This window comes from Isoptericola sp. NPDC057653, assembly GCF_042799955.1.
Classification (GTDB): Bacteria; Actinomycetota; Actinomycetes; order Actinomycetales; family Cellulomonadaceae; genus Isoptericola.
This window is the reverse complement of sequence record NZ_JBHVHP010000001.1, coordinates 1,881,973-1,906,223: the sequence shown is the minus strand read 5'-3', so window position 1 is coordinate 1,906,223 and position 24,251 is coordinate 1,881,973. Positions and strand designations below refer to the sequence as shown.

Here is a 24,251-nt window from a genome sequence, read left to right as displayed (position 1 = left end):
CTTTTCGAAAGTGCCAACCATGCGCAAGTGCGGCCTTCCTCACAGTGCCTGCCGCGGGATCGCGCCGTATCCTGGATCGGTGACCCCCGACTCCCCCACCGCCGTCGCCCTGGACGAGGCCGCCGCCGGCCCGACCGACGCGATGATCGCCGACGTCTTCTCGCGCGGCTGCACCTCGCGCCAGGCGCTCGAGGCCGTCACCGGCCGCTGGGGCGTCCTCACGGTCGCGGGGCTGCGCGACGGCGCGGTCCGGTTCAACGCCCTGCGTCGCCGGATCGACGGCGTCAGCGAGAAGATGCTCGCCCAGACCCTGCAGGCGCTGGAGCGCGACGGCATGGTCGCGCGCGAGGTGCGCACCACCATCCCCCCGCACGTGGAGTACTCGCTGACCGACCTCGGCCGGCAGGTCGCCGACCGCCTCATCGGGCTCATCGACGTGCTCGAGGGCGCCGTCGACGAGGTCAGCGCCGCGCAGCAGCGCTACGACGCGCGCCGCGACGACGCGTGACGGGCCCCGCGACCGGCCCCGCCCCCGCGGCGGGCCGCAGCGTCGCCGTCCTGCTCGCGGCGGGGGCGGGCACCCGGCTCGGCCGGGGACCCAAGGCCCTGCTCCCCCACCGCGGCCGCCCCCTCGTCGAGCACGTCGCCCGCGTCCTGGCCGACGGCGGCTGCGACGACGTCGTGGTCGTGCTCGGCGCCGACGCCGCGCGGGTCGCGACCGCCGCGGACCGTCTCACCGGCACCGCCGGCGTGCGCGTCGTCGTCAACGAGCGCTGGGCCACGGGCATGGGCTCGTCGCTGCAGGCCGGGGTCGCGGCGGCGCTGCAGCCCGACGACGGGTCGCCCGTCGCCCGCGTCGTCGTCGCCCACGTCGACCAGCCGGGCGTCACGCCCGGCGACGTCGCCCGCCTCCTGGCCGCGCACCGGCCGGGCCGCGTCACCGCCTCCCTCTGGGCCGACGCGCCCGCGTCCGACCAGGCCGGGCCCGAGCAGGGCCGCCCCCGCTGGTCGCACCCGCTCGTGCTGGACGCCGCGCTCGCCGGACCGGCGGCGGCGAGCGCCGAGGGCGACGCCGGCGCGCGCGCGTTCCTGCGCGCGCATGCCGCCCTGATCGACGTCGTCACCCATCCCGGCGACGGCCGTGACCTCGACACCGAGGCCGACCTCGACCTCCTCGCCTGAGCGCGAGATCGAGGCACCCGTCGCGAGATCGACCCTCGGTGGGTCGACGTCGCGACGGGTACCTCGATCTCGCCGTCAGGCCGTGGCGGCCGCCCTCATGCCCAGGTAGACCCTGTCGCGGGCGAGCGGGAGCTCGGTGAACCGGACGCCGGTGGCGGCGCGCAGCGCGTTGGCGAGCGCCGGGGCGACGGGGTTGAACGGGCTCTCGCTCATCGACTTCGCGCCCATCGGGCCCGTGGAGTCGGTGGTGCGCGCGAAGTAGACCTCGCTGCGCGGCACGTCCGCGAACGTGGGCAGGTGGTACTGGCGGAAGATGTCGGTCGTGACGCGGCCGGCGCCGTCGATCACGACGTCCTCGTACAGCGCGGCGCCGAGGGCCTGCGCGATGCCGCCCTCGACCTGGCCACGGCACTGGCGCGGGTTCACGACCTCGCCGGCGTCGGCGGCCTGCACGCTCTGCAGGATGCGGATCTCGCCGGTGCCGCGGTGCACGGCCACCCGGAAGCCGTGCACGTTGAACGCCACCGACCGGGGCGTGCCGCCCCAGCGTCCCTCGGCCTCGAGCCGCACGCCCGCGGTGTGCGCGTGCCGCGCCACCTCGGCCAGCGGGACCACCGCGCCGGTCTCGTGCTCCACCCCGCCGGGCACCAGGCGGCACTGCGCCGACGGGGTGCCGGTGAGCGCCGACGCGACCACGCGCACCCGCTCCGCCAGCTCCGTCGCGGCCGCGAGGGACGCCTTGCCCGCCACGACGGTGCCGGTGGACCCGAAGGCGCCCGTGTCGTGCTCCACCAGGTCGGTGTCGGACTGCCTGACGACGACGTCGGCCGCCCGCTGCCCGAGGGCGGCGGCGACGAGCTGCGCGTGCACGGTCGTGGTGCCGTTGCCGAACTCGGCGGTGCCGACCTCGGCCTCCACCACCCCGTCGGGGCGCAGCCTGGCGCGGGCGTGCGACACGTGCCCCCGCGGCGGCACCGTGTCGATCATGGAGACGGCCGTGCCCTCGCCGACGCCCCACTCGGCGCCGAGCCACGGCAGCGACGGGGCCGCGGGGTCCGCGCCGTACGCGGCGACGTCGCGCGCCCGGCCGCGGGCGAGGGCGTCGTCGGCCAGCTCGATGCACTGGTCGAGGCCGTAGCTGCCGTACAGCACGTCCTCCTCCGGCTCCGGGCTCGTGGAGAGCATCGCGTCGCCCTCGCGCACCACGTTGCGGCGACGCAGCTCGAGCGGGTCCATGCCGAGCTGCCTGGCCAGCTCGTCCATCGCGGACTCCACGGCGAAGATCGTCTGGCTCAGCCCGTACCCGCGGAACGCGCCGGACGGCAGCGTGTGCGTGTAGACGCAGTGCGCGTCGACCTTCTTGTTCGCACAGGTGTAGACGGCGATCGACTCGCCGCAGCCGTGGAACATCACGCCCGGGCCGTGGTTGCCGTACGCGCCGGTGTTGCTCAGCACGTCCAGGTGCATCGCGGTGAGGGTGCCGTCGCGCCGCGCGCCCGCGCGGACGCGGATCCGGAACGGGTGCCGCGTCGTCGTGCCGACGAACGTGTCCGTGCGCGTGAGCTCGAGCTGCACCGGGCGGCCGAGCTTGAGGGCGGCGAGGCCCGCGACGTCCTCGACCAGCACCTCCTGCTTGCCTCCGAAGCCGCCACCCACCCGCTCGCACACCACGCGCACGCGGTCCATGGGCAGGTCCAGCACGCGCGCCAGGTGGCGGCGGGCGAGGAAGGGCACCTGGGTGGACGAGCGCACGACGAGCCGGCCGGCGTCGTCGAACGACGCGATCGCCGCGTGCGTCTCCAGGGCCGCGTTCTGCACCCGCTGCGTGCGGTAGGTGGCCTCGTGCACGACGGCGGCCTCCGCGAGCCCGGCCTCGACGTCGCCCAGCTCGCTGTGCAGCTCGGCGACGAGGTTCGTCCCCGGGTTCGCCACGCGCGCCTGCACCGCGTCCAGCTCGGGGTGCACCAGCGGCGCACCGGGCGCCATCGCCTGCTCGGGGTCGACCACGGCGGGCAGCACCTCGTACTCGACGCGCAGCCGGCGCACGCCCTCCTCCGCGGCCGCGACGGAGTCGGCGACGACGGCCGCCACGCGCTGCCCGACGAAGCGGACCACGTCGTCGAGGATGCGCGTGTCGTCCGGGTCGTCCGTCCACAGCTCGTGCTGGGCCGTGCTGAACCGGGCGGCGGGCGCGTCCTCGTGCGTGAGCACGGCCTGCACCCCGGGCACGGCGAGCGCGTCGGCGGCGTCGATCGCGACGATCCGCGCGTGGGCGTGGGGCGAGCGCGCCAGCGTGAGGTGCAGCAGCCCGGGGTAGGCGTCCGGGTCGACGTCGAGGGTGTATCGCACCTGGCCGGTGACCACGCCCCTGCTCGCGGGCGCCGGCTCGCTCGTGCCGAAGGCGGTGCCGGCGTCTCCCCCTGCCTCGCCGCGCGCCCGCGCGGCGGTCCAGCCGTCGTGCGGGGCGTCGCAGGCCGCAGAGCCGGCGGGGTGCTCGCGGCCGCAGCCGGCGTCGCCCAGCACGGCGTCCGCGACCGCCCGGTAGCCCGTGCAGCGGCAGAGGTTGCCCTTGAGGCTGCGGGGCAGGTCCGCGCGCTGCTCGTCGTCGAGCGTGGCCGCCGTCATGATCATGCCGGCGGTGCAGAAGCCGCACTGGAAGCCCTGCGCGTCGTGGAACCGCTGCTGCACGGGGTGCAGCCCGTCCGCGGTGGGTTCGGCCGCGGTGGCCGCGAGCCCGGCGATCGTCGTCACCTCGCGGCCCGCCGCGCGCCGCGCCGGGTACACGCAGCTGTGCACCGGCACGCCGTCCACGTGCACCGTGCAGGCGCCGCAGTCGCCGCCGTCGCAGCCCTTCTTCACGCCCGGCGACCCCTGCTCGCGCAGGAACGTGCGCAGGCACTGGCCCGCGCGCGGGACGGCGTCGACCGTGCGGCCGTCCACGCGCAGCGCGGGCGCCTCCGTCGGACCCGAGGGCCCGCCCGCGGGCGTGGTGCCGGGGCGGGTGGTCGCGTCGGTCATCGCCGGCCTCCGTCGGTGCTGTCGTCCGGCGCGCCGGTCGGCGCACCGGTCAGCTCGCGGCGGATCTCCTCCGCGAGCCGGTAGGTCATGTCGCGGCGCCACGCGGGCAGGCCGTGGATGTCGTCGTGGTACAGGTCGGGCGGGATCGCGGCGTCGATCGCCGCCGCCAGGCCCGCGGCGTCCGGGTGGGTGCCGGCGCCGAAGCGCAGCTGCACCGGGCGGCGGGTCGACGCGGTCACGGTGATCACCAGCTCGCCGCCGTCGTCCGGGGCGTCGAGGCGGCCGACCAGCAGGACGCCGGAGCGGCCCAGGTTCGACAGCGACAGCCGGCGGAACGCCGTGCGGGCGCGCAGCGCGGCCGCGGGGACGCGGATCGCCCGGAGCAGCTCGCCGGGGGCGAGGGTGTTGCGCATCTCGCCGGTGACCAGCTCGGCCACGGGCTGCGTCCGCCGGCCGCCGCCCGGCCCCCAGACCTCGGCGACGCCGTCGAGCGCCGCGGTCAGCGACGTCATCGGGCCCGCGGGCAGCGACGTCGCGACGTTGCCGCCGACGGTCGACGTGTTCCAGATCTTGAACGACGCGACGAACGCGTCGCAGCACGGGCGCACGAGGTCCAGCGCGCGCCAGGCACCGCGCACGCCCGCCGACGCCGGGGCGTCGGGGAAGGCGTACAGCTCGGCGACGGTGCAGGTCGCCGCGATCTCGAGGCCCTCGTCGGTCACGGTCAGCGCCGGCCAGCCGGCGGTCGTGACGTCGAGCAGGCGACGCAGCGTCCGGCTGCCGTACGAGAACAGGACGGTGCCGCCGGCCAGCCACGCGTCGCCCTCGCGCCAGTCGGCGGGGTCGGCCGTGGGGACCAGGTCGGTGACGGTGTTCATGTCCACCGGGAACGCTCCTTGCTTCGGGTCGTGCTGAGGTTCGTACAGGGGTCGCGCGGGGGGGCGTGCGGTCACCGGGGGGCGGCGTGCAGCGGCCCGTCGGTGCGGCTCAGGGGGACGGCGGCGGTGCGGCCGTGGCGGACGGCGACGAGCTCGGCCACGACGGACACGGCGACCTCCTCCGGCGTCACCGCGCCGAGGTCGAGCCCGATCGGCGAGCGGAGCCGGGCGAGCTCGTCGGCGGCCACACCCTCGTCGTGCAGCGCCTGGAGCCGCTGGGCGTGGGAGCGGCGGGAGCCCATCGCCCCGACGTACGCCAGGGGCAGCCCGAGCGCGAGGCGCAGCGTCGGGACGTCGAACTTCACGTCGTGGGTGAGGACGGCGACGGCGGTGCGCCCGTCGAGGCGGCCCGCGGCGGCCTCGGCCGCCAGGTAGCGGTCGGGCCAGTCGACGACCACCTCGTCGGCCTGCGGGAAGCGGCGCGGGGCGGCGAACACCTCGCGCGCGTCGACGAGGGTCACGCGGTAGCCCAGCAGCCGCACGGCCCGGATCAGCGCGCCGGCGAAGTCGTTGGCGCCGACCACCACGAACCGGGGCGGCGGCAGCCGGGTCTCCACCAGCAGCGCGACGGGCTCCTCGGCGCACGCGCCGTCGGCCACGCCCGGCGCGGCGTGCACGGTCGCGGCGCCGCCCGCGCGCCGCACGGCCGCGACCTGCGCGGACACCGCCGGCAGGGCGGCGTCGTCCACCAGCCCCCGCAGCGCGGCGTCGTCGAGCCGGGCCGGGCCGTCGGGGAGGAGCACGGCGGTGGGCCGCGCGACGTCGAGGCGGCGCACGAGCGCGGCGGGGGCGCCGCCGTCGGCGGCGAGGCGCGCGAGCGCGCCCGCGGCGGGGTCGTCCGGGTCGCCGGGGCGCACGGGCTGCACGTGCACCTCGAGGCTGCCGCCGCAGGTGAGCCCGACGGCGAACGCGTCGTCGTCGGAGTAGCCGAAGGTCTCGCGGTGGCACGCGCCGACGGCGATCGCGTCGAGCGCGGCCGCGTGCACGGCACCCTCCACGCAGCCGCCGGACAGGCTGCCGATCACGGCGCCGTCGGCGCGCACGGCCATCGCCGTGCCGACGGGGCGCGGCACCGAGCCCGAGGCGCCGACCACGGTCGCGACGGCGAACGGCTCGGCACCGGGCCGGAGCCACTCGGTCAGCTGGTCAGCAAGGGTGAGCATCGAAGTTCCCTCCCCGAGGGCTGGGCCTGCCGGGTCGCGGCAGGCCCGACCGACGACGTCAGGCGCCGAGCGCCGCCGAGAGCGGGCCGCGCACGAAGTAGACGAGGAAGCCCGCGGCGACCACCCACAGCAGCGGGTGCACCTCGCGCGCCCGGCCGCAGGCGAACCGCAGCAGCACCCACGTGATGAAGCCGATCCCGATGCCGTTGGCGATGGAGTACGTCAGCGGCATGGTCACGACCGTGAGGAACACCGGCAGGGCGACGGAGAAGTCGCCCAGGTCGATCTCCTTGATCTCTCGCATCATCATCGCGCCGACCACGACGAGGGCGCCGCTGGCGACCTCGATCGGCACGACGGCGGTGAGCGGCGTGAGGAACATGGCGGCCAGGAACAGGCCGCCCGTCACGACCGAGGCCAGGCCGGTGCGTGCCCCCTCGCCGACCCCCGCCGCCGAGTCCACGAACACCGTGTTCGACGACGACGACGTCGCGCCGCCCACGACGGCGCCCACGCCCTCGACGACCAGCGCCGACTTGATCCGGGGGAAGTTCCCGTCGGCGTCGGCGAGCCCGCCCTGCTTGGCGAGCCCCGTCATCGTGCCCATCGCGTCGAAGAAGTTCGTGAAGAACAGCGTGAACACGAGCATCGTGGCCGCGAGCGCCCCGATCCGGTCGAAGGCGCCGAAGCTGAACTGCCCCAGCAGGGACAGGTCGGGCACGGACACCAGCGAGTCGGGCAGCGCCGGCACGGACAGGTGCCAGCCGCCGGGGTTGTCCGCGCTCGCCGGGCCGAGCTCGACCACGGCCTCGACGACGATCGCGACGATCGTCGTGGCGACCAGCCCGATGAGCAGGCCGCCCTTGACCTTGCGCGCCACGAGGATGCCCATGAGCAGCAGCCCGAAGACGAAGATCATCGTCGGGACGGTGGTGATCGACCCGCCGTCGCCGAGCTGCACCGGCGGGCCACCGTCCGTGGGGGTGACGAAGCCGGCGTCGACGAAGCCGATGAAGGCGATGAACAGGCCGATCCCGACCGTGATGGCGGCCTTGAGCTGGCGCGGGACGGCGTTGAAGATCGCCGACCGTGCGCCGGTCACCGCCAGGAGCACGATGAGCAGGCCGTTGATGAGCACGAGGCCCATCGCCTCGGGCCAGGTCACGTCGCCGACGACGGCCACGGCGAGGAACGAGTTGATCCCCAGGCCGGCCGCGAGCGCGAACGGCAGGTTCGCGACGAGGCCGAACAGGATGGTCAGCACGCCCGCGGCGAGGCCGGTGACGGCGCCGACCTGGGCCGTCGCGAGCCAGCCGCCCGCGACGTCGGTGGGCGCGTTCTCGGCGCTCGTGCCGCCGAGGATCAGGGGGTTGAGGATGACGATGTACGCCATCGCGAAGAAGGTCACCAGCCCGCCACGGATCTCGCGTCCCGTGGTGGAGCCTCGTTCGGTGATCCTGAACAGCCGCTCCAGCACGCCGCGGCGGGCGCCGGTGGAGGGCGTCTTGTCGTTCTCGGCGGTGTCCCGCCGGGTACCCAGGATGGTCACGTCCTTGTGTCCTTTCCGGCCCGCGCGCGTCAGTAGTCGACGCGGGTCTCGAGGACGCGCCACGCGTCGAAGGGCGCGACGGCGCTGTCGGTGCGCTCGTGGCGCACGGTCATGACTCCGCCCGCGGCCCGGGTCTCGGGCGTGGTGGCGAGGAAGTCGTAGAACACGGCGTCGTCGAAGCCTGCGGCGGCCGCGTCGTGGCGGTCGGCGGCGAAGTAGACGGCGTCCACGCGCGCCCACAGGGCGGAGGCGAGGCACATCGGGCACGGCTCGCAGCTCGAGTAGAGGACGGCCCCCGACAGGTCGAAGGTGCCCAGCTCGGCGCAGGCCCGCCGGATGGCGGTGACCTCCGCGTGCGCGGTGGGGTCGTTGTCCTGGGTCACGCGGTTGTTGCCCTCGACGACGCGGCCGTCACGGGTGACGATCACGGCTCCGAAGGGGCCTCCCGCGTTCGCGACGCTGTCGACGGCCAGGGTGACGGCCTTCTCGAGGTGTGCTGCGTCCACGGGAACGGCCGTGCGGACTGGCTGGGTGCTGATCACGGCATTGCGGTCCATGGTGAGTCTCCACGGTTCGGGCAGCGACCCCCGGGCGCACCACGGGTCCGTCGGCACCTCACCGGGTCCGGTACGGGACCGGGTGCTCGGCGGGCCGCTGCAGGCGAGTTGTCCTTCATGCCGCCTGGTAGATAGCTGCCGGTGTCGGATCGATCTCGTCGATCACCGCACGGGAGTCGACGTCGACGTCCGTGCGGCCCGGGCCCGCCTTTGGCATTCGCGACGCTACACCTGCGGCGAGGGCGACTTCAAGGATTTCGGAATCACATTTCCGTATCGCGGGCGTTTCGCGCAGATGACGACCGTCTCGCATCGTGGTCCCACATGATGGACACGGGCTGTCGCCCCAGGTGGCGCAGTTCCTAGAGTGGGGACGACCACCGCCCCCGCCGGCGCCCGGACGCCGCACAGATGGAGGAACCATGCCCGCACCCACCGACCCGACGCCGCGCCTCGCCGAGTACGCGCACCCCGAGCGCCTCGTCACGACCTCGTGGCTCGCGGAGAACCTCGACACCCCGGGCCTCGTGGTCGTGGAGTCCGACGAGGACGTGCTGCTGTACGAGACGGGCCACATCCCCGGCGCGGTGAAGATCGACTGGCACACCGACCTGCTGCAGCCGGTCGAGCGCGACTACCTCGACGGCGCCGGCTTCGCCGACCTGCTGGCCGGCCGCGGCATCTCGCGCGACACGACCATCGTGCTGTACGGCGACAAGAACAACTGGTGGGCCGCGTACACGGCGTGGGTCTTCACCCTGTTCGGGCACGAGGACGTCCGCCTGCTCGACGGCGGCCGCAACCTCTGGGTCGCCGAGGGCCGCGACCTCACCACCGACGTCCCCTCCCCCGCGCCCGGCACGTACCCCGTCGTCGAGCGCGACGACACCACGTTCCGCGCCTTCAAGGAGGACGTGCTCGCCCACCTCGGCAACGGCCCGCTGGTCGACATCCGCTCCCCGCAGGAGTTCTCCGGCGAGCGCCTGCACATCCCGGACTACCCGGAGGAGGGCGTGCTGCGCGGCGGCCACATCCCGTCCGCGCGCAACGTCCCCTGGGCCACCGCGGTCGCCGAGGACGGCACCTACAAGCCGCGCGCCGAGCTCGAGGCCATCTACCAGGAGGGCGGCCTCGGCCTCACCGGGGGCGACTCCGTCATCACGTACTGCCGCATCGGCGAGCGCTCCAGCCACACCTGGTTCGCGCTGCGCTACCTGCTCGGCATCGACGACGTGCGCAACTACGACGGGTCGTGGACCGAGTGGGGCAACGCCGTGCGCGTGCCGATCGTCGCGGGCTCCGAGCCCGGCGAGGTCCCCGCGGGCCTCAAGGAGCGCCAGGCCGCCTGACCGCACCCCGTCGTCGAGCCTGCCGGGACGCGCTCCCGGCAGGCTCGACCGCCGTCGACCCCTGCGAGACTGGAGCCATGACCGACGCCGCCACCCTGCCCGAGACGCTGTCCGAGATCCGGGAGGACTTCCTCGCCCTGCCCGAGCGCGATCGGCTGCAGCTCCTGCTGGAGTTCTCCCGCGAGCTGCCCGGCCTGCCCGCCCGCTACGAGAGCGCGCCGGGCCTGCTGGAGCGCGTCGAGGAGTGCCAGTCCCCCGTGCGCGCGTTCGCGGAGGTCGACGGCGACGTCGTGCACTTCTACGCCACCGCGCCCGAGGAGGCGCCGACCACCCGCGGGTTCGCGTCGATCCTGGCCCAGGGCCTGTCCGGTCTCACGCCGCAGCAGGTGCTGGACGTGCCGGACGACTTCCCGCTCATGATCGGCCTCACCCGCGCCGTGAGCCCGCTGCGCCTCAACGGCATGGCCGGCATGCTCACCCGTGCCAAGCGGCAGGTGCGCGAGCAGCTCGCCGCCTGACCCTCGCGGTCGGCCGTCCGACGCCGGACGGCCGACCGCACCGCGTCAGAAGTCGAACAGGTCCTCGAGCCAGGACTCCTTCTTCTTGCGCTTGCGGTAGCGCGGGTCGTACCCGCGGTCGTCGTGCCGCTTCTCGTCGTAGCGACGGTCGTCCCGACGGTCGTCGTACCGGCGGTCGTCGTAGACGCGGGGGTCCGGGGCACGGTCGTCGTACCGGGGCGGGTAGGCGGGCGCGGCCGGGCCGCCGTACGCCGGCTCCGCCGCGGCGACGGGGCTGCCGGCCTCGGCGGCGATCTCGGCCTCCATCGAGCGGTCGATGATCTTGTCGAGCTCGCCCCGGTCGAGCCACACTCCGCGGCATGTCGGGCAGTAGTCGATCTCGACGCCCTTGCGCTCGGTCATCACGAGGACGGACTGGTCGTGGGGACACTGCATGGCGTGCTGCTCCTTCGTCGGGTGGTGGGGACAACGGCCCGGACCGGCGCAGGGTTCCCCCGATGTGCGAGAGTGTGCGCATGACGGTGCTCGTGGCCTACAACCCCTCGCCGCACGGTGAGGCGGCCGTCCGGACGGCGATCGCGGAGGCGGCCCGCAGGGGCCTCGCCCTGCACGTCGTGCACCTGGCCCGGTCGGACGACCCGATCGACGGCGACCCGCTCGAGAGCCTCCTCGCCGAGGCGCCGCGGGGCGTGGACGTCCAGCCCGTCACCCGCCGGTCCGCCGGCACCGAGCCCGCCGACGCGATCCTCGACGCCGCCGACCAGGCCGGCGCGACGCTCGTCGTCCTCGGCTCGCGCAAGCGCTCCAGCGCCGGCACGTTCCTCATCGGCACGACGACGCAGCGGGTGCTGCTCGACGCCTCCGTGCCCGTGCTCGTCGTCAAGGACGCCTACGACGCCTGACCGGGCCGTCAGCGCCCCACGGGCAGGGCACGCGGCTCCCGCTCGGGAGCGATGACGTCGCCGCCGGGAACGACCAGCGGCCGTAGGTCGCCGCGCGCGGCGTCCACGCGCTCCACGGGGAGCCGCTCCACGCCGCCGGCCTCCGCCATCCACCAGCCCAGGTTGGGCGCGAGGGCGGCGTAGCCGTCGCGCAGCACGTGCCGCAGCACCGTGTCCGCGAGCCGCACGCCGTCGCGCCACGCCGACGCGACGCCGCCGGCCGGACCGGCGATCTCCGGCATCGACGTCACCGTCGCGGGCAGTGCCAGGACCCGCAGGCCGCGGCGGAACACGACGCGCCCGTCGACCGTCCCGTAGCGGGGCCAGGTGCGCTTGGCCACGTTGACGACCCGGAACGGCCACGGCGGAGACTGCGCCAGGATCAGCTCGGCGCGCGGCGTCAGCTGGCGCGCGAGGCGGCGCTCGTCGAACTGCACGCCCGCGGCGCGCATCTCCTCCGCCATCCACTGCAGCGCCATGTCGGACAGGCCGCAGCGCGCTCCCCCGCCGCCGACGTCGCCGTGCGTGCCGGGGAACCACACCTGCTGCACGCGCTCGGGCGGGTCCCCGTCGGGAACGGTCCACAGGCAGGGGGCGAACGTCAGGCGCCGCTCGTCGATCGCCAACGCCTGCCGGGCGGTGACGACGGCGGGCGACAGCGACACGTCGTGGAAGCGGTTCTTGCGCCGCGACGGCCCGGGCACCCCGAGCGCGCCGACCGTGTCGAAGACGCCGAGGAACCGCACCGGCACCTCGATGCCGTGGGCGGCGCGGAACCGCCTCTTCTCGGCCGCGACCTCGGCGCCACGGCTCAGCACCGCCTGCGCCCTGCGGTACCGCCACGAGCCGGGCCTCGTGCCCGCCGCCGTGCGCTCCGCCCGCGCGACGCGGCGGGGCGACGGCGGCTTGAGCCGGTAGACCCGCTCGGCCTCGTGGAGCAGCCCGTCGTCGGTCGCCTCCGGAGTGAGCAGCCCCACCTGGGACAGCATCCCGACGACGCTGCGCGCCGTGTAGGCCCCGCGCGAGTACCCGAGCACCACGATCTCGTCGCCCTGCTCGTAGTTCATGGCCAGGAAGCGGTACCCGTCCACGACGTTGCGCGTGAACCCGTACCCGAACGCCCCGCCCAGGAGCTGGTCCGCCAGGTAGCCGCGGGCACCGACGCCCGCCACGTACCCGACGACCTGCTCGACGTCCGGCTGCCGGCTCCCTCCGGAGCGCAGCACCGACCGCGCGAGCTTCTCGATGTTGGAGACCTGCGGGTTCACCGCGTGGCTCCACGTCCCGTCGCAGCACAGCACCAGTCGCTTCATCGTCGTCCTCCCCACGTATCTCGGAGGGCCGCGGGACCGCGGTGATACGGCGAGCGCGCGCGGCGGGGCGCCGGGGTCAGACGACGACGCGGATGACGGCACTGTGGTCGAGCTCCGCGTCGCCGCGGTCGACCATCCGCTGGTAGCGGTCGCGCGCCACCTGCGTCAGCGCGGTGTCCACCCCCAGGGCCTCGCCGGCCGCGATGCCGAACTCGAGGTCCTTGAGCTGCGTGCGGCAGGCGCCGCCGTGCTCGTAGTCGCCCGTGAGGTATCGGCGGCTCTTGTCGGCGAGGAGCCGCGAGCCGGCCAGGCCGCCGCCCAGCACCTCGAGGACGGTCGCGAGGTCGAGCCCGCCCGCGCGCGCGATCGCGACCGCCTCGGCGAGCGCGTTGAGCGTGCCGCCCACGATGATCTGGTTGCACGTCTTGGTGAGGGAGCCGGCGCCCACGGGGCCCAGGTGGCGCACCGTGGTCCCCATCGCGTCGAGCAGCGGCCGGACGGCGGCCACGTCGGCGTCCGCCCCGCCCGCCATGATGCTCAGGCTGCCGGCGACGGCGCCCTCGACGCCGCCGCTCACGGGCGCGTCGACCAGCCGGACCCCGTCCGCCGCGAGCTCCTGCGCCCACGCGGTGACCGCCACCGGGCTCACCGTGCTCATGACCACCAGCACCGGGTCGACGACCCCGGCCGCCGCCCACCCCGCGCGCAGCCCGTCCGGCCGCTCGACGACGTCGCGCACCTGCGGCAGGTCCGGCAGCATCACGACCACCACGGGCCGCGCGGCGTCCGCCGGTGTCGCCGCGACCGTCGCGAGCGGCTGGTCCCGGGCGGCCGCCTCCGCCTTCGCGGCGGTGCGGTTCCACAGCGCGACGTCGAACCCCGCCGCCAGCAGGTTCCGCGCCATCGGCGCCCCCATCGGACCCGTGCCGACGAACCCGATCGACGTGCTCAGCATCACTGACCTCCACTGACCTCGGCGCCGAGGAATCGGCGACGTCGGCTCGCCCAGGCTAGCGAGGCAGGGCGGCGGCGACCGGGCCTTCCGGAGTCCGGATGCCGCGGGCCCGGACCGCGAATTCCGCGGCCCGGGCCCGGGCAACCGTCAGCAGGACCCCTGTTGTGACTCCTCAGGATCCCTTGCCTCACTTCTCGGTGGTGAAGAACACGGGGTCGTTGAAGAGTCCAGCGGTCAACGTCCACGTTCCTTCAGCCCCCTTCGGGACCTCGACGCAGACGTTCCCCTTGGCCTTCCCCCCTGCGTAGAGCTCGTTGACCTCGGTAAGGGCGTCCGGGGCGACGCAGGTACCGCTGTAGGTCCTCGCGTCGTCGCCCACGAACTCCACGCTGATGTCCATCATCGGCAACCCTGTCTCGTCGCCCGTGTAGGTCGCGGTCACGGGGACGATCCAGTACTCCATCCCCTGACCGGGCTGCTCGTTGAACATGTTCGCCGCGAGGACCTCGTCGGTCGCCTCGTGCGCCTTGCCGAGCTTGACGGTCCAGTCAGCATTGCTGACCTCCTGACCGAACGCGTAAGGGTTCTCGCGCGAGCCCGCGTCGGCATCGGTCGACACGTCGTCCGCCTCCTCCGCCTCCGACGCGACTTCGTCGGACTTCGTCGGACCGTCCTGATCGGACGAGGTCGTGGCTTCGAGGTCGTCCGAGAGGGAGTCGAGGGCGTTGGAGTAGATCGACTGGGAGACGAGGACACCCCCGCCCGACAGGACAGCAAGGATCACGGCGGCGATGGCGAGACCCTTGTGGTTCGCGCCCTTCCTGGTCCTGACCAGCCCGATGATGCCGAAGACGAGGCCAACCAGCGCCAAGAAGAACGCGAAGTTGTTGATGATCGGGACGAAACACAGGACGAGAGCCACCAGGGCGACGACGAACCCGGTGATCGCCATGGCGTTGCCACGCTGCGGTGCCGGCGCGAACGGCGCGGGCGGGACGGGGACGCCCGGGGTGGGCGGGAGGGTCTGGGACACGGGACTGCTCCTCGAAGCGGTGAACGGTACGGGTCCGTTGCCGCGTCGGGCACCGGATGATCTTCCGCCACCACGGTCCCCGCCCGGCGGTGCGCGCCACATCGCCCGATCGGGCACTCCCGGGTGCCCCATCGGGCAGTCCCGTGGGCATCGCGACCACCTGATCGGCGGACGCGAGGCCACAGCCACCGCCGTACTGTCGAGACATGTTCGCTCGAGCGACGGCCGCCCCGAGGCGAATGCCGAGGGCGGTGTCCGGCCGCGCTGCCGTGCTGCGTTGGGCACCTGCCGCGGGCACCGTGGTCGCCGTCGCGGTGTCCGCGGCGAGCTCTCTCGTCGCAGTCGGCTTCGCGTCGCAGGCCGCCGGCCCGCCGGGCGCTGCCCCGGGCCCCCTGTACGTGGTGAGCGCAGTCGTCGGCGTGACCCTCGCCGGCCTGCTCGTGCTCCGCCGCCGCTTCCCCGTCGCGCTGTGCCTCACCGCCTCGGCGTGCTCGGTCCTGTTCCCCCTCGACGCGTCGGCGGCGCTGCTCGCGCTGCCCTGGGTGCTCGCCCGTGCCGCGACGCGTACCTGCCTCGCCGCGCTCGGGGCGACGGGGGCGGCGACCGCAGCGGCCCTGACCCGGGACGCCCTGCGCGACCACGCGGCCCGCGTGCTGGTGACGATCGACGAGCAGACCCGGGTGCTCGCCTCGGAGCCCACCGCGGCCGCCTTCGTCGCCGTGGGGATGGCGCTCCTCGCGCTGTCGGTCGCGGCGGGGCTCGTGCGGCGCGCCCAGGTCGCAGCCGTCAGGGCGCGCGAGGAGCAACACGCCCAGGCCGCGGCGTACGCCGTGCTCCGCGACCAGGTGCGTCGCCAGGACGAGCGCCGGCTCGTCGCCCGCGAGGTGCACGACACCGTGGCGCACCACGTCGCGGCGATCTCGCTGCAGGCGTCGGCGCTCGAGGTCACGAGCGCCGACGACCCCGACGCGGTGCGGGCAGCCCGCGAGGTGCGCGCGTCGGCGCAGAGTGCGATCGCGGAGCTGCGGTCCCTGGTGACGACGCTGCGGTCGGGCGAGACGGTGACCGGGTTCCCCGGTGCGACGCTCGACGACGTGGCCACACTGCTCGACCGGATGGCCCGCGACGTCCCTGGCATGACGACGACCGTGGCCGTCTCCGACGGTGACGGAGCGGCGCCGACCCTGGTACGCGCGACGTTCCGCGTGGTGCAGGAGGCGGTGACGAACGCCCGCAAGCACGCGCCGGCCGTCCCCGTCGACGTCCGGGTCGAGGCCTCTCCCGACCGCGGCGTCGACGTCCGCGTGGTCAACCTGCTGGACCGGCACGCGGACGACGCCAGGCATGCGCCGCCCGGCACCGGGAGCGGCCTGCTCGGCATGCACGAACGGGCGGACGCCGTCGGCGGCACGCTCTTCGCAGGGCCCGAGGGCGGGTCGTTCGTCGTCCGCGCCCACTTCCCCTGGGCCGCGCGAGATACCTGACCTGGGTCTTCCACCGGCGAGCGCGCGAGCCCCGGGCTACCATCCGGCAGGTGACGCGCGTCCTCGTCGTCGACGACGACCCGATGGTGCGGCGGCTCCTCACGACGGTGCTGACCGCCCAGGGCATCGACGTCGTCGGCGAGGCCACGGACGGCGACGAGGTGGTGCCGGCGGTCGCGGAGCACAGACCAGACGTCGTGCTGATGGACCTGACGATGCGCCGCATGGGCGGGCTCGATGCCATCCGGGAGGTGCGCCGCCGGCCGCGACCGCCAGCGGTCATCGCCCTGACCTCGTTCGGCACGGACGAGACGGTGGTGGCGGCGCTGGCCGCGGGCGCCCAGGGCTTCTTGAGCAAGGACGACGACCCCGAGCACATCGCCAACCACGTCCGCGAGGTCGCCGCAGGGGCCGGCGCGCTCGACCACGCCTCCGCCGGCGCGGTGATCCGGCACCTGAGCGGCAGCCAGCGCCTCGACTCCCGCCGTGCCGAGGCGAGGGGCGCGCTCGACGCTCTCACCGCGCGCGAGCAGGAGATCTCGTCGTTCCTCCCCCACGGCCTGTCGAACCGGGAGATCGGCGAGCGGCTCTACCTCTCCGAGTCGACCGTCAAGGCGCACCTCGGGCGCGCGATGGCCAAGCTGGGCATCACCGCGCGCGAGCAGCTCGCCGTCCTGGTCGACCGGGCCGGCGCCACCGCGCCGCCGCTGGGCGGCTGAGGTCAGCGCAGCCGGCGCAGGAACTCGCGCGTGCGCTCCTGCTGCGGGTCGCCGAGCACCTGGGCGGGCGTGCCCTGCTCGTGGACCCGCCCCTCGTGCAGGAAGACGACCTGGTCGGCGACCTCGCGCGCGAAGCCCATCTCGTGGGTGGCCACGAGCATCGTCGTGGGACGACCGGCGACGCCCTCGGTGCGCAGGGACAGCAGCAGGTCGAGCACCTCGCCCACCAGCTCGGGGTCGAGGGCGGAGGTCACCTCGTCGAGCAGCAGCAGCTCGGGCCCGCTGACGAGGGCGCGCGCGATGGCCGCGCGCTGCTGCTGGCCGCCGGACAGCTGGTCCGGGTAGGCGTGCGCCTTGTCGGACAGGCCGACGCGCTCGAGCATCTCCAGCGCGGCCGCCTCGGCCGCGCGGCGCGGCACGCGGTGCACGACGCGCGGCGCCAGGGTCACGTTCTCGAGCACGCGCAGGTGCGGGAACAGGTTGTACTGCTGGAACACCATCCCCAGCCGGGCGCGCACGGAGTCCGCCGCCACCCACGGGTCGGCGACGTCGAGGCCGTCGAGCAGCACCTGCCCGTCGTCGACCTCCTCCAGCAGGTCGACCACCCGCAGCAACGTGGACTTGCCGGACCCCGACGAGCCCACGACGACGACGCACGACCCCGCGGCGACGTCCAGGTCGACGCCGTCGAGGACCACCTTGCGCGCGTCCCCCGTGCCGAAGGACTTGCGGACGCCGCGCAGCGACAGCAGCGGCGCGCCCGGCACGGCGCCGGCGCTCATCGCACCACCCCCGCGCCGGCGACCCCGCGCAGCTCGCCGCGCCAGCCCTGGCGCGCCGACCAGGCGTCGACGAGGCGCGTGAGCGGGATCGAGATCGCGAGGAACAGCAGGCCCGCGACGACGTAGGGCGTGAAGTTGTAGTCCCCGGTGGTCGCGATCTGCGCGGCGCGGATCGCGTCCACGGCCCCGAGGATCGAGATGAGCCCGGAGTCCTTCTGCAGCGACACCAGCATGCTCGCCACGGGCGCCGTGACGTTGCGGACCGCCTGCGGCAGCACGACGCGGCGGGCGGCCTGGCCGCGGGACAGCCCGAGCGACCGGGCGGCGGCGACCTGGGACGGGTGCACCGACTCGATGCCCGCGCGGAAGATCTCCGCGAGGTACGCGGTGTAGCAGACCACGATCGACAGCCCGCCGAGGAAGGCGGCGCTCACCGGCAGCCACGGCAGCCGCAGCGCGGGAAGCCCGAAGCCGACCAGCAGCAGCACGAGCAGCAGCGGCACCCCGCGGAACACGTCCACGTACCCGACGGCGAGGATGCGCAGCGGGAACAGCGCAGGCAGGCGCGACGTCCGCACGACCGCCAGCAGCAGCCCGACGACGAGCGCGACGACGCTCGCCACGACCCACACCCGCAGGTTGAGCCACAGCCCCGCCGCGACCTCGGGCAGCACCTCCCACGCCCGCTCGGGCGAGAAGAACGCCTCGCGCGCCCGCTCCCAGCCGGGCGCCGTCGTCACGACCCACACGACCGCGGCCAGGACGATCGCGGTGGCCACCCCGGCCACGAGCAGCGCCCGGCGGTGCTGGGCGCGCCGGTAGGCCGCGCGGGCGCGCGCCCGCTCCGACGGCCGCCAGCCGTCGGTCGTCGCGGTCGTGGGGTCGCTCACGCGGGGGTCAGGAGAGCTCGGGGACGTCGTCCGACTTGAGCCACGTGGTCCGCAGCTCGTCGAGGGTGCCGTTCTCCTCGAGCGTGTCGACGGCGGCCGAGACGCACGCGGTGAGCGACGACCCCTTGTCGAGCACCAGCCCGAGCTGCTCCGGCTCGCCGACGGGCGGGAGCGTGCCGACGACGTGCGTGTCCGGGAAGTAGACCGTCGACGCGGCGACGCCCTGGTCGACGTCCATCACCATGGCGTCGATGGTGCCGGAGCTCAGCGCGGTCATCCCGTCGCCCGCCGCGTTGAACGGCGTGACCTCGACGTCGTCGCCCCACGCCGCGTCGGCGGCCGCGAGCGACGTCTGGGAGGCGGTGACGCCCACCTTGGCGCCCTTGAGGTCCGCGAGGCTCGCGGCGTCCGCGAACTCGCCCTCGTCCGCCACGATGACGCCCTGGCGGCTGGTGAGGTACGGGCTGGAGAAGTCGACGGCGCCCTTGCGCTCGTCCGTGATCGTGGTCTGGTAGGCCGCGACGTCGAACGTCTTCACGGCCGGGCTGATGATCTGCTCGAAGGTGACGGACGTCCACTCGACGTCGTCCTTCGCGAAGCCCAGCTCGTCGGCGACGGCGTACACGAGGGCGGACTCGAAGCCCTTCCCGCTGCTCGGCTCGCCCACGTACCAGGGCTCGAAGGGGTCGCTCGCGCCGACGGTCAGGGTGCCGTCGGTGAGCGTCTTCATGCCCTCGGGCGTGCAGTCGGTCGCGCTGCCGGAGGCCGTCGAGGCGACGTCGTCGCTGCCGTCGGACGACGAGCACCCCGCGATCGCGAGCGAGGCGGCCGAGGCGAGGGCGACCGCGAGGAGCGGGCGGGAGGTGCGCACGGGTGGGGCCTTTCCGAAGGAGGAGGGACGCGGCGGGTCGCGCCGTCGACGACCCTATGCCGCCGGCGGGTCCTGGCGGCATGGCGGTCGTCACAGGACAACCCTCGCCCGGTTGTCGATCTTCCCGGGTTGTCGATCCGCCGCGCCCTCGCGCGTCATCCAGGTGGACGATCCACCACGAGGAAGGACGATGGGACCATGACCACCTACGTCGTGCTGCTGCCGGGAGTCGAGGACGTCTTCGAGCAGGCCAGCGCCGAGGAACGGGCCGCGATCTACGCGCGGCACGAGGAGTTCGCCCGGACGCTCGCCGAGCGCGGGCACACCGTGGCCGGAGGCGCCGAGCTGACCCACTCCCGCACCACCAAGCAGGTCCGCCGCGGCGGCGGGGGCCGGGTCGTCGTCACCGACGGCCCGTACGCCGAGACGGCGGAGCAGCTCACCGGGTTCTACCTGGTCGAGTCCGACGACCTCGACGACCTGCTCCAGGTGTGCGCCCTCCTCGCCGGCGACCCCGGCGACGCCACCGCCGACGGCGTCGTGGAGGTGCGCGCCGCCGCCGACCACGGGGGGCCGGACGCGTGAGGCGCACGGTCGGGCCGCTCGTCGACCCCTCGTGACGGCGCCGGAGCTCTCGGCGCGGCTGGCCGACCTGATGCGCGACGAGTGGGGCCGTCTGCTGGCCCTGCTCGTCGCGCGGTTCCGCCGGCTGGACCTCGCGGAGGACGGCCTCGCGGAGGCGTTCGAGGCGGCCGCCCGCACCTGGCCGCGCGACGGCGCGCCCGCGAACGGCGCCGCCTGGCTGCTCACCGCGGCCCGGCGCCGCGTGCTCGACCGGCTCCGCTCCGAGCAAGGTGCTGGCCCGGGCGATGCCGCTGCTGGAGGTGGAGGCGGACCTCGCCGCGCGGGCCCGCCGTGTGATGGCGGACGCCGGCGAGCCGCTCACCGACGAGCGGCTGCGCCTGGTGCTGCTGTGCGCGCACCCCCGGCTGTCGCGGGAGGCGGCGTCCGCGCTGAGCCTGCGCCTCGTCCTCGGCGTGCCGACCGCCGACGTCGCCCGCCTGTTCCTGCAGTCGACGCCGACGATGGCCGCCCGGCTCACCCGGGCCCGCAAGAAGCTCGCCGGGGAGCGGTTCGCCCTGCCGCAGGGCGCGGAGCTCGCGGACCGGCTCGCCGTCGCGGCGGACGTCGCCTACCTCGCCTTCACCGCCGGGTACGCCCCGGCCACCGGGGACGCGGTCGTGCGCGCCGAGCTCGCGGGCGAGGCGGTCCGGCTGGTCCGGGTCCTGCGCGACGTCCGGCCCCCGGACGGCGACCCCGACCGCGCGACGGAGCTCGACGCGCTGCTCGCCCTGGTGCTCCTGCAGCACTCACGCCGCGACGCCCGGGTCCGGGACGGCGCGCCCGTCCTCCTGCCCGACCAGGACCGCACCGCGTGGCACCAGGACGAGATCGGCGAGGCCCTGGACCTCCTGGCGCCGCTCGCCTCCGCGCCTCCGGCCCCGTACCTGCTGCAGGCGCTGGTCGCCGCGGAGCACGCCATCGCCCCCACGGCCGCCGCCACCGCCTGGGACCGCGTCCTCGCCCGCTACGACGAGCTGCTCGCGCTCACGGACACCCCCGTGGTGCGGCTCAACCGCGCCGTCGCCGTCGCGGAGGTCGCCGGACCGCGGGCGGGCATCGACGCCCTCTCCGGCGTGGCGCTGCGCGGGCACCGGCTCCCGTCGCTGCGCGCGGAGCTGCTGCGGCGCGCCGGGGACCTCGACGGCGCGCGCCACGCCTACGACGCGGCCGTCGCCCTCTGCGACAACGCCGCGGAGCGCGACCACCTGCGCGGCCGGCGGGCCGAGCTCGCCTGACGGGCACCGGTCAGGGGTGCACGTGCGCCCGGTGGCCCGTCTGCGCCGAGATGTCCTGCTCCGCCTGCTCGAGCAGCACGTCCGCGAGCCGGCGCAGCGCGCGAGCGGCCGCCACCTCGTCCCCGATCACCGGGATCTCCGTGTCGCCCGGGTCCTTGCGCGCGTGCCCGACGGCGCGCAGCGAGCCCACGTCCGGACCCGGGGTCAGCATCGCCTCCGCCGTCGTGCTGCCCGCCGCCTCCACGAGGGTCACCCGCACGTCCCAGGTGAGCGCCCGCGCCGGCTCCCGCCGCGGAGGCCGCGCCGGCTCGGGCCCCCCGCCGTCGTGCTGCACCAGCGTGTCGGCCCCGGGGAAGACCAGCGTCTCCTCCCCCGTGTCCGACCAGCGCACCTGGAACGGCGGGGAGCCGTCCCCGTGGGGGCACGCGATCACGATCCCGTCGCGGACCGCACCGCCGACCACCCCCGACGCCACCACGATCCGGTCGCCCACCGTCGCCCTCATCGCCGCCTCCTCGCGCCGTCGTCCGCCCGCCGCCCGAGCCCGGTCCTCCCATCATGCGCTGACGCGCGGGGCCAGGCAGCGCGGCGGCCGGCACCGGGTCAGTGGGAGCGCAGCGCGGCGATCAGCTCGCCCTTCCGCATCGACGACCGGCCCTCGACGCCGATCTCGGCGGCGCGCCTGCGCAGGTCGGCCACCGTCCAGTCGTCGTAGGAGCCGGACCGGCCGCCCTTGGCGCCGACCTCCCCTCGGCCCCGCGCCGCGGCGGCGTTCGCGATCCGCGCGGACTTCTCCTTGCTGTTGCCCTCGTCGCGGAGCTCCTCGTACAGCTCCTTGTCCTTGACGCTGGGTCCTGCGTCCCGTCGAGGCATGGTCAGCTCCCTCCGTCCTGCCGCGGCCGCCCGCGCGTCGGCTCCACGCGGAGGTCGCCCTCGTGCGAGGTCCGAGCTCCTTCCGACCCTAGGTCGGGCACCCGGTCCTCGCCCGGTCGCGCGAGGCGCGCGCCGGCCAGCACCACGCCGGCCAGCACCATGACGCCTGCGGCCAGCGCGAAGAACGCCCCGACGCCCCAGGACCCGGCGACGACGCCGACGGCGCCGTAGGTGAGCGGGCTCAGCCCGAGCGTCGCCAGCGAGAGCAGGGCGGTGACGCGCCCCAGCAGGGCGGGAGGGGTGGACTGCTGGATCCGCCCGTGGCAGATCACCATCACGGTGCCCGTGGTCACCCCGAGGAGGGCGCCCGCGACGATCGCGTGCGCCGTGTCCGGGGTGCTCCCGAGCAGCAGCAGGAGCGGGGCGGTCGCCCCGAGCGCGACGAGCGTCGTGAGGCGCCCCGGCGCGGCGACCGGGAGCGTCGCCAGCAGCACGCTCACCACGATCCCCCCGACGCTGAAGGCGGCGAGCACGGCGCCGGCGGCGGCGACGGGCCAGCCCCGTTCCTGGGCCAGCAGGACGACGCCGATCGCGACCGGCCCGGAGAACGGCAGCTCCGACAGGGCCGTGCCCACCACGAGCGGGACCAGCCCCTGCCGTCGCAGCTGGGACAGCCGCAGGGGCGGCTCCGGCGGGGCGTCCGCACCGTCCCGCGCCGTGCGGTCGCGGCTGCGCACGGTGAGCAGCAGGACGACCGACAGGGCGAACAGCACCGCGACCGAGGCGAGCGCCGCGGGGATGCCGAGCACCACGAGCCCCGCGCCGAGCGCCGGGCCGACCGCGTTGCCGGCGCGCAGCCCGGTCAGCCGCCACGCCTGCAGCCGCGGGAGCGCCTCGGGGGGCACGAGCCGCACCGGCATCGCACCGACCGCCGGGATGAAGCACGCGTCGACCACGCCGAACGCGACGGCGAGCACCGCGAGCCACCAGGGCACCAGCCCGAACCAGGACGCCGCGCCGGTGGCCAGCAGGAGCAGCAGGGTCCGGGCGCCGTCCGTGGCGATCGCGATGCGGCGCGGATCGACCCGGTCCGCGAGCACGCCCCCGAGCAGCATCAGCAGCGCGCGCGGCACGGCACCGAGCGCCAGGACGACGCCCGAGGTGCGCGGCCCGCCGGCCTCGGCGGCAGCCCAGGTGAGGACCAGGAAGTAGCTGACGTCGCCCACGACCGCCGCGGTGTACGCCACCACCCAGCGCGCCGCGCTCCCCCGCCAGCCCGCGTCGCCGCTCACGGTCGCCGGTACAGCTGCACCTGGACGATCGTCGGCGCGACCTGCGCCGCGCCCTCGTCGGCCTCACCGGGGGCCACCGACCTGGCGCGGTAGCGCGCCAGGAGGGCGAGCAGCTCCGACCGCAGCTCGTCGGCGGTCGCCTCGTCGATGCGCAGGCGGCCGTCCACGAACGCCGCACGCTCGAGCCACTCGGCCGACGCCGCCGGGACGGTGGCCGCGAGGTCGCGGAGGTCGTCGGCCAGCGCGACGAGCGACGACCCGACGTACTCGCGCGACAGGTCGTCCTCGTGCGCCGCGGGGTCGAACTGCACCGAGTCCGCGACGGCGCGCCACCACCGCTCGCGCCGCGTGCCGCGGCCCGGCTCCTCCACGATCAGGCCGCCCTCGGCCAGGCGGCGCAGGTGGTAGCTCGCGGCGCCCGAGTCCAGCCCGAGCTCGCGCCCGAGCGCGCGGGCGGTGCTCGGCCCGTCGGTCCGGAGCCGCCGCAGGAAGGCGAGGCGCATCGGATGGGCCAGCACGCGGAGCTGGGCGGTGCCGACCTCGGCCGGCTGCCCGGGGACCTCGTCGTCGTGATCCATACGGGCACCGTAGGGATGCGAAGAGTTCTTCGCAATAGATGCGAACAACTCTTCGCACCGCGACCTGGGCCGCCTGCCCCGATCAGCCGCCCGGACTGTCGCCGGCCGGACATGACGAAGGCCCCGACCGGAATCCGGTCGGGGCCTTCTGGATGTCGACGACATCCCGTGGTAGCGGGGGCAGGATTTGAACCTGCGACCTCTGGGTTATGAGCCCAGCGAGCTACCGAGCTGCTCCACCCCGCGTCGACTCCCTGAACATTACGGCGTCATCGGGCCCGAATCAAATCGCATCGGGCGAATGGGACGGAGGTCACACCGACGACGCCCTCCGACCAGCGCCGACACCCGTCCCGGCGACGGCGGGGCCGCCGGTCCCACGGACCG

At 75.1% G+C, this 24,251-nt stretch carries 25 protein-coding genes and 1 tRNA gene; 9 read left to right on the top strand and 17 right to left on the bottom strand.

The features are described 5' to 3' along the window. The first annotated feature begins 79 nt into the window (after nt 1–79). Complete coding sequence (locus tag ACFU9A_RS08600; RefSeq protein WP_430574813.1) at nt 80–508, top strand: winged helix-turn-helix transcriptional regulator; 429 nt, start codon at nt 80–82, stop codon at nt 506–508. After that, the gene (locus tag ACFU9A_RS08595; protein ID WP_430574812.1) at nt 505–1,182 is read left to right on the top strand and encodes an NTP transferase domain-containing protein; all 678 of its coding nucleotides are present in this window, start codon (nt 505–507) and stop codon (nt 1,180–1,182) included. The genes ACFU9A_RS08600 and ACFU9A_RS08595 overlap by 4 nt, the downstream gene beginning before the upstream one ends. Nucleotides 1,183–1,257: 75 nt before the next feature. Here ACFU9A_RS08595 and ACFU9A_RS08590 read toward each other — a convergent pair whose 3' ends face one another. The 5 genes from ACFU9A_RS08590 to ACFU9A_RS08570 all read right to left on the bottom strand — a co-directional run bounded on the left by ACFU9A_RS08590 (nt 1,258) and on the right by ACFU9A_RS08570 (nt 8,407). Continuing rightward, entirely contained in the window at nt 1,258–4,200 is a 2,943-nt protein-coding gene (locus tag ACFU9A_RS08590; protein WP_430574811.1) for a molybdopterin-dependent oxidoreductase, read from the bottom strand. Continuing rightward, nucleotides 4,197–5,084, bottom strand: coding sequence for an FAD binding domain-containing protein (locus ACFU9A_RS08585; RefSeq protein ID WP_430574810.1), 888 nt, complete (start codon nt 5,082–5,084; stop codon nt 4,197–4,199). The genes ACFU9A_RS08590 and ACFU9A_RS08585 overlap by 4 nt, the downstream gene beginning before the upstream one ends. A 65-nt stretch (nt 5,085–5,149) precedes the next feature. Continuing rightward, nucleotides 5,150–6,301, bottom strand: coding sequence for an XdhC family protein (locus tag ACFU9A_RS08580; protein WP_430574809.1), 1,152 nt, complete (start codon nt 6,299–6,301; stop codon nt 5,150–5,152). A gap of 58 nt (nt 6,302–6,359) precedes the next feature. Further along, nucleotides 6,360–7,850, bottom strand: a complete 1,491-nt coding sequence (locus ACFU9A_RS08575) for an NCS2 family permease (protein WP_430574808.1) — start codon at nt 7,848–7,850, stop codon at nt 6,360–6,362. A gap of 29 nt (nt 7,851–7,879) precedes the next feature. Continuing rightward, nucleotides 7,880–8,407, bottom strand: a complete 528-nt coding sequence (locus ACFU9A_RS08570; protein ID WP_430574807.1) for a nucleoside deaminase — start codon at nt 8,405–8,407, stop codon at nt 7,880–7,882. 422 nt (nt 8,408–8,829) lie between these two features. Between ACFU9A_RS08570 and ACFU9A_RS08565 the strand changes: the two genes are divergently transcribed. Both ACFU9A_RS08565 and ACFU9A_RS08560 read left to right on the top strand, forming a co-directional pair. Further along, nucleotides 8,830–9,756: a sulfurtransferase gene (locus ACFU9A_RS08565; RefSeq protein WP_430574806.1), complete on the top strand. Its 927-nt coding sequence runs from the start codon at nt 8,830–8,832 to the stop codon at nt 9,754–9,756. A gap of 77 nt (nt 9,757–9,833) precedes the next feature. Continuing rightward, on the top strand, nt 9,834–10,274 hold the full coding sequence (locus ACFU9A_RS08560; RefSeq protein ID WP_430574805.1) for a SufE family protein: 441 nt from the start codon (nt 9,834–9,836) through the stop codon (nt 10,272–10,274). A 45-nt stretch (nt 10,275–10,319) separates the two neighbouring features. Here the strand turns inward: ACFU9A_RS08560 and ACFU9A_RS08555 are convergent, their stop codons facing one another. After that, nucleotides 10,320–10,709 (bottom strand): zf-TFIIB domain-containing protein, encoded by a 390-nt coding sequence (locus ACFU9A_RS08555; RefSeq protein WP_430574804.1) that lies wholly within the window; start codon nt 10,707–10,709, stop codon nt 10,320–10,322. Between the two features lie 80 nt (nt 10,710–10,789). Here ACFU9A_RS08555 and ACFU9A_RS08550 point away from each other — a divergent pair, with 80 nt between their 5' ends. Next, nucleotides 10,790–11,176 (top strand): universal stress protein, encoded by a 387-nt coding sequence (locus ACFU9A_RS08550; RefSeq protein ID WP_430574803.1) that lies wholly within the window; start codon nt 10,790–10,792, stop codon nt 11,174–11,176. An 8-nt stretch (nt 11,177–11,184) separates the two neighbouring features. Here ACFU9A_RS08550 and ACFU9A_RS08545 read toward each other — a convergent pair whose 3' ends face one another. The 3 genes from ACFU9A_RS08545 to ACFU9A_RS08535 all read right to left on the bottom strand — a co-directional run bounded on the left by ACFU9A_RS08545 (nt 11,185) and on the right by ACFU9A_RS08535 (nt 14,516). Further along, a complete protein-coding gene (locus tag ACFU9A_RS08545; RefSeq protein ID WP_430574802.1) occupies nt 11,185–12,528 on the bottom strand; it encodes a DUF2235 domain-containing protein in 1,344 nt (447 codons plus the stop codon). Between the two features lie 76 nt (nt 12,529–12,604). Then, entirely contained in the window at nt 12,605–13,483 is an 879-nt protein-coding gene (locus tag ACFU9A_RS08540) for an NAD(P)-dependent oxidoreductase (protein ID WP_430574801.1), read from the bottom strand. 187 nt (nt 13,484–13,670) lie between these two features. Then, nucleotides 13,671–14,516 carry a DUF4190 domain-containing protein gene (locus ACFU9A_RS08535; protein ID WP_430574800.1) on the bottom strand — a complete coding sequence of 282 codons (846 nt, stop codon included), beginning with the start codon at nt 14,514–14,516 and terminating at the stop codon, nt 13,671–13,673. A 401-nt stretch (nt 14,517–14,917) separates the two neighbouring features. Here ACFU9A_RS08535 and ACFU9A_RS08530 point away from each other — a divergent pair, with 401 nt between their 5' ends. Both ACFU9A_RS08530 and ACFU9A_RS08525 read left to right on the top strand, forming a co-directional pair. Next, nucleotides 14,918–16,000 (top strand): sensor histidine kinase, encoded by a 1,083-nt coding sequence (locus ACFU9A_RS08530; RefSeq protein ID WP_430574799.1) that lies wholly within the window; start codon nt 14,918–14,920, stop codon nt 15,998–16,000. Nucleotides 16,001–16,050: 50 nt separating this feature from the next. Then, nucleotides 16,051–16,719, top strand: coding sequence for a response regulator (locus tag ACFU9A_RS08525; RefSeq protein WP_430574798.1), 669 nt, complete (start codon nt 16,051–16,053; stop codon nt 16,717–16,719). 2 nt (nt 16,720–16,721) lie between these two features. Here the strand turns inward: ACFU9A_RS08525 and ACFU9A_RS08520 are convergent, their stop codons facing one another. From ACFU9A_RS08520 to ACFU9A_RS08510, 3 genes are read right to left on the bottom strand one after another with little or no spacing between them, the layout of a single operon-like run. Then, nucleotides 16,722–17,501 carry an amino acid ABC transporter ATP-binding protein gene (locus ACFU9A_RS08520; protein ID WP_430574797.1) on the bottom strand — a complete coding sequence of 260 codons (780 nt, stop codon included), beginning with the start codon at nt 17,499–17,501 and terminating at the stop codon, nt 16,722–16,724. Continuing rightward, entirely contained in the window at nt 17,498–18,391 is an 894-nt protein-coding gene (locus ACFU9A_RS08515) for an ABC transporter permease subunit (RefSeq protein WP_430574796.1), read from the bottom strand. The genes ACFU9A_RS08520 and ACFU9A_RS08515 overlap by 4 nt, the downstream gene beginning before the upstream one ends. A 7-nt stretch (nt 18,392–18,398) precedes the next feature. Then, the gene (locus ACFU9A_RS08510; RefSeq protein WP_430574795.1) at nt 18,399–19,262 is read right to left on the bottom strand and encodes a transporter substrate-binding domain-containing protein; all 864 of its coding nucleotides are present in this window, start codon (nt 19,260–19,262) and stop codon (nt 18,399–18,401) included. Between the two features lie 198 nt (nt 19,263–19,460). Between ACFU9A_RS08510 and ACFU9A_RS08505 the strand changes: the two genes are divergently transcribed. Both ACFU9A_RS08505 and ACFU9A_RS08500 read left to right on the top strand, forming a co-directional pair. Continuing rightward, entirely contained in the window at nt 19,461–19,847 is a 387-nt protein-coding gene (locus ACFU9A_RS08505) for a YciI family protein (RefSeq protein WP_430574794.1), read from the top strand. A gap of 284 nt (nt 19,848–20,131) precedes the next feature. Then, a complete protein-coding gene (locus ACFU9A_RS08500; protein WP_430574793.1) occupies nt 20,132–21,121 on the top strand; it encodes an RNA polymerase sigma factor in 990 nt (329 codons plus the stop codon). A 10-nt stretch (nt 21,122–21,131) separates the two neighbouring features. Here the strand turns inward: ACFU9A_RS08500 and ACFU9A_RS08495 are convergent, their stop codons facing one another. From ACFU9A_RS08495 to ACFU9A_RS08475, 5 genes are all read right to left on the bottom strand, one after another. After that, on the bottom strand, nt 21,132–21,626 hold the full coding sequence (locus ACFU9A_RS08495; protein ID WP_430574792.1) for a dsRBD fold-containing protein: 495 nt from the start codon (nt 21,624–21,626) through the stop codon (nt 21,132–21,134). 98 nt (nt 21,627–21,724) lie between these two features. Next, nucleotides 21,725–21,994: a Rho termination factor N-terminal domain-containing protein gene (locus tag ACFU9A_RS08490; protein WP_430574791.1), complete on the bottom strand. Its 270-nt coding sequence runs from the start codon at nt 21,992–21,994 to the stop codon at nt 21,725–21,727. A 2-nt stretch (nt 21,995–21,996) separates the two neighbouring features. Continuing rightward, on the bottom strand, nt 21,997–23,286 hold the full coding sequence (locus ACFU9A_RS08485) for an MFS transporter (protein ID WP_430574790.1): 1,290 nt from the start codon (nt 23,284–23,286) through the stop codon (nt 21,997–21,999). After that, entirely contained in the window at nt 23,283–23,864 is a 582-nt protein-coding gene (locus tag ACFU9A_RS08480) for a helix-turn-helix domain-containing protein (RefSeq protein WP_430574789.1), read from the bottom strand. Before ACFU9A_RS08480 ends, ACFU9A_RS08485 begins: the two co-directional genes overlap by 4 nt. A 169-nt stretch (nt 23,865–24,033) precedes the next feature. Beyond that, nucleotides 24,034–24,110: transfer RNA gene (locus ACFU9A_RS08475), tRNA-Met, on the bottom strand. Between the last annotated feature and the right edge of the window lie 141 nt (nt 24,111–24,251).

Bases quoted from the DNA above. Each gene is read 5' to 3' on its own strand.
- ACFU9A_RS08590 (WP_430574811.1), bottom strand. From the start codon at position 4,200: ATGACCGACGCGACCACCCGCCCCGGCACCACGCCCGCGGGCGGGCCC.
- ACFU9A_RS08580 (WP_430574809.1), bottom strand. From the start codon at position 6,301: ATGCTCACCCTTGCTGACCAGCTGACCGAGTGGCTCCGGCCCGGTGCC.
- ACFU9A_RS08570 (WP_430574807.1), bottom strand. From the start codon at position 8,407: ATGGACCGCAATGCCGTGATCAGCACCCAGCCAGTCCGCACGGCCGTT.
- ACFU9A_RS08565 (WP_430574806.1), top strand. From the start codon at position 8,830: ATGCCCGCACCCACCGACCCGACGCCGCGCCTCGCCGAGTACGCGCAC.
- ACFU9A_RS08560 (WP_430574805.1), top strand. From the start codon at position 9,834: ATGACCGACGCCGCCACCCTGCCCGAGACGCTGTCCGAGATCCGGGAG.
- ACFU9A_RS08555 (WP_430574804.1), bottom strand. From the start codon at position 10,709: ATGCAGTGTCCCCACGACCAGTCCGTCCTCGTGATGACCGAGCGCAAG.
- ACFU9A_RS08550 (WP_430574803.1), top strand. From the start codon at position 10,790: ATGACGGTGCTCGTGGCCTACAACCCCTCGCCGCACGGTGAGGCGGCC.
- ACFU9A_RS08545 (WP_430574802.1), bottom strand. From the start codon at position 12,528: ATGAAGCGACTGGTGCTGTGCTGCGACGGGACGTGGAGCCACGCGGTG.
- ACFU9A_RS08540 (WP_430574801.1), bottom strand. From the start codon at position 13,483: ATGCTGAGCACGTCGATCGGGTTCGTCGGCACGGGTCCGATGGGGGCG.
- ACFU9A_RS08520 (WP_430574797.1), bottom strand. From the start codon at position 17,501: ATGAGCGCCGGCGCCGTGCCGGGCGCGCCGCTGCTGTCGCTGCGCGGC.
- ACFU9A_RS08505 (WP_430574794.1), top strand. From the start codon at position 19,461: ATGACCACCTACGTCGTGCTGCTGCCGGGAGTCGAGGACGTCTTCGAG.
- ACFU9A_RS08500 (WP_430574793.1), top strand. From the start codon at position 20,132: ATGCCGCTGCTGGAGGTGGAGGCGGACCTCGCCGCGCGGGCCCGCCGT.
- ACFU9A_RS08495 (WP_430574792.1), bottom strand. From the start codon at position 21,626: ATGAGGGCGACGGTGGGCGACCGGATCGTGGTGGCGTCGGGGGTGGTC.
- ACFU9A_RS08490 (WP_430574791.1), bottom strand. From the start codon at position 21,994: ATGCCTCGACGGGACGCAGGACCCAGCGTCAAGGACAAGGAGCTGTAC.
- ACFU9A_RS08480 (WP_430574789.1), bottom strand. From the start codon at position 23,864: ATGGATCACGACGACGAGGTCCCCGGGCAGCCGGCCGAGGTCGGCACC.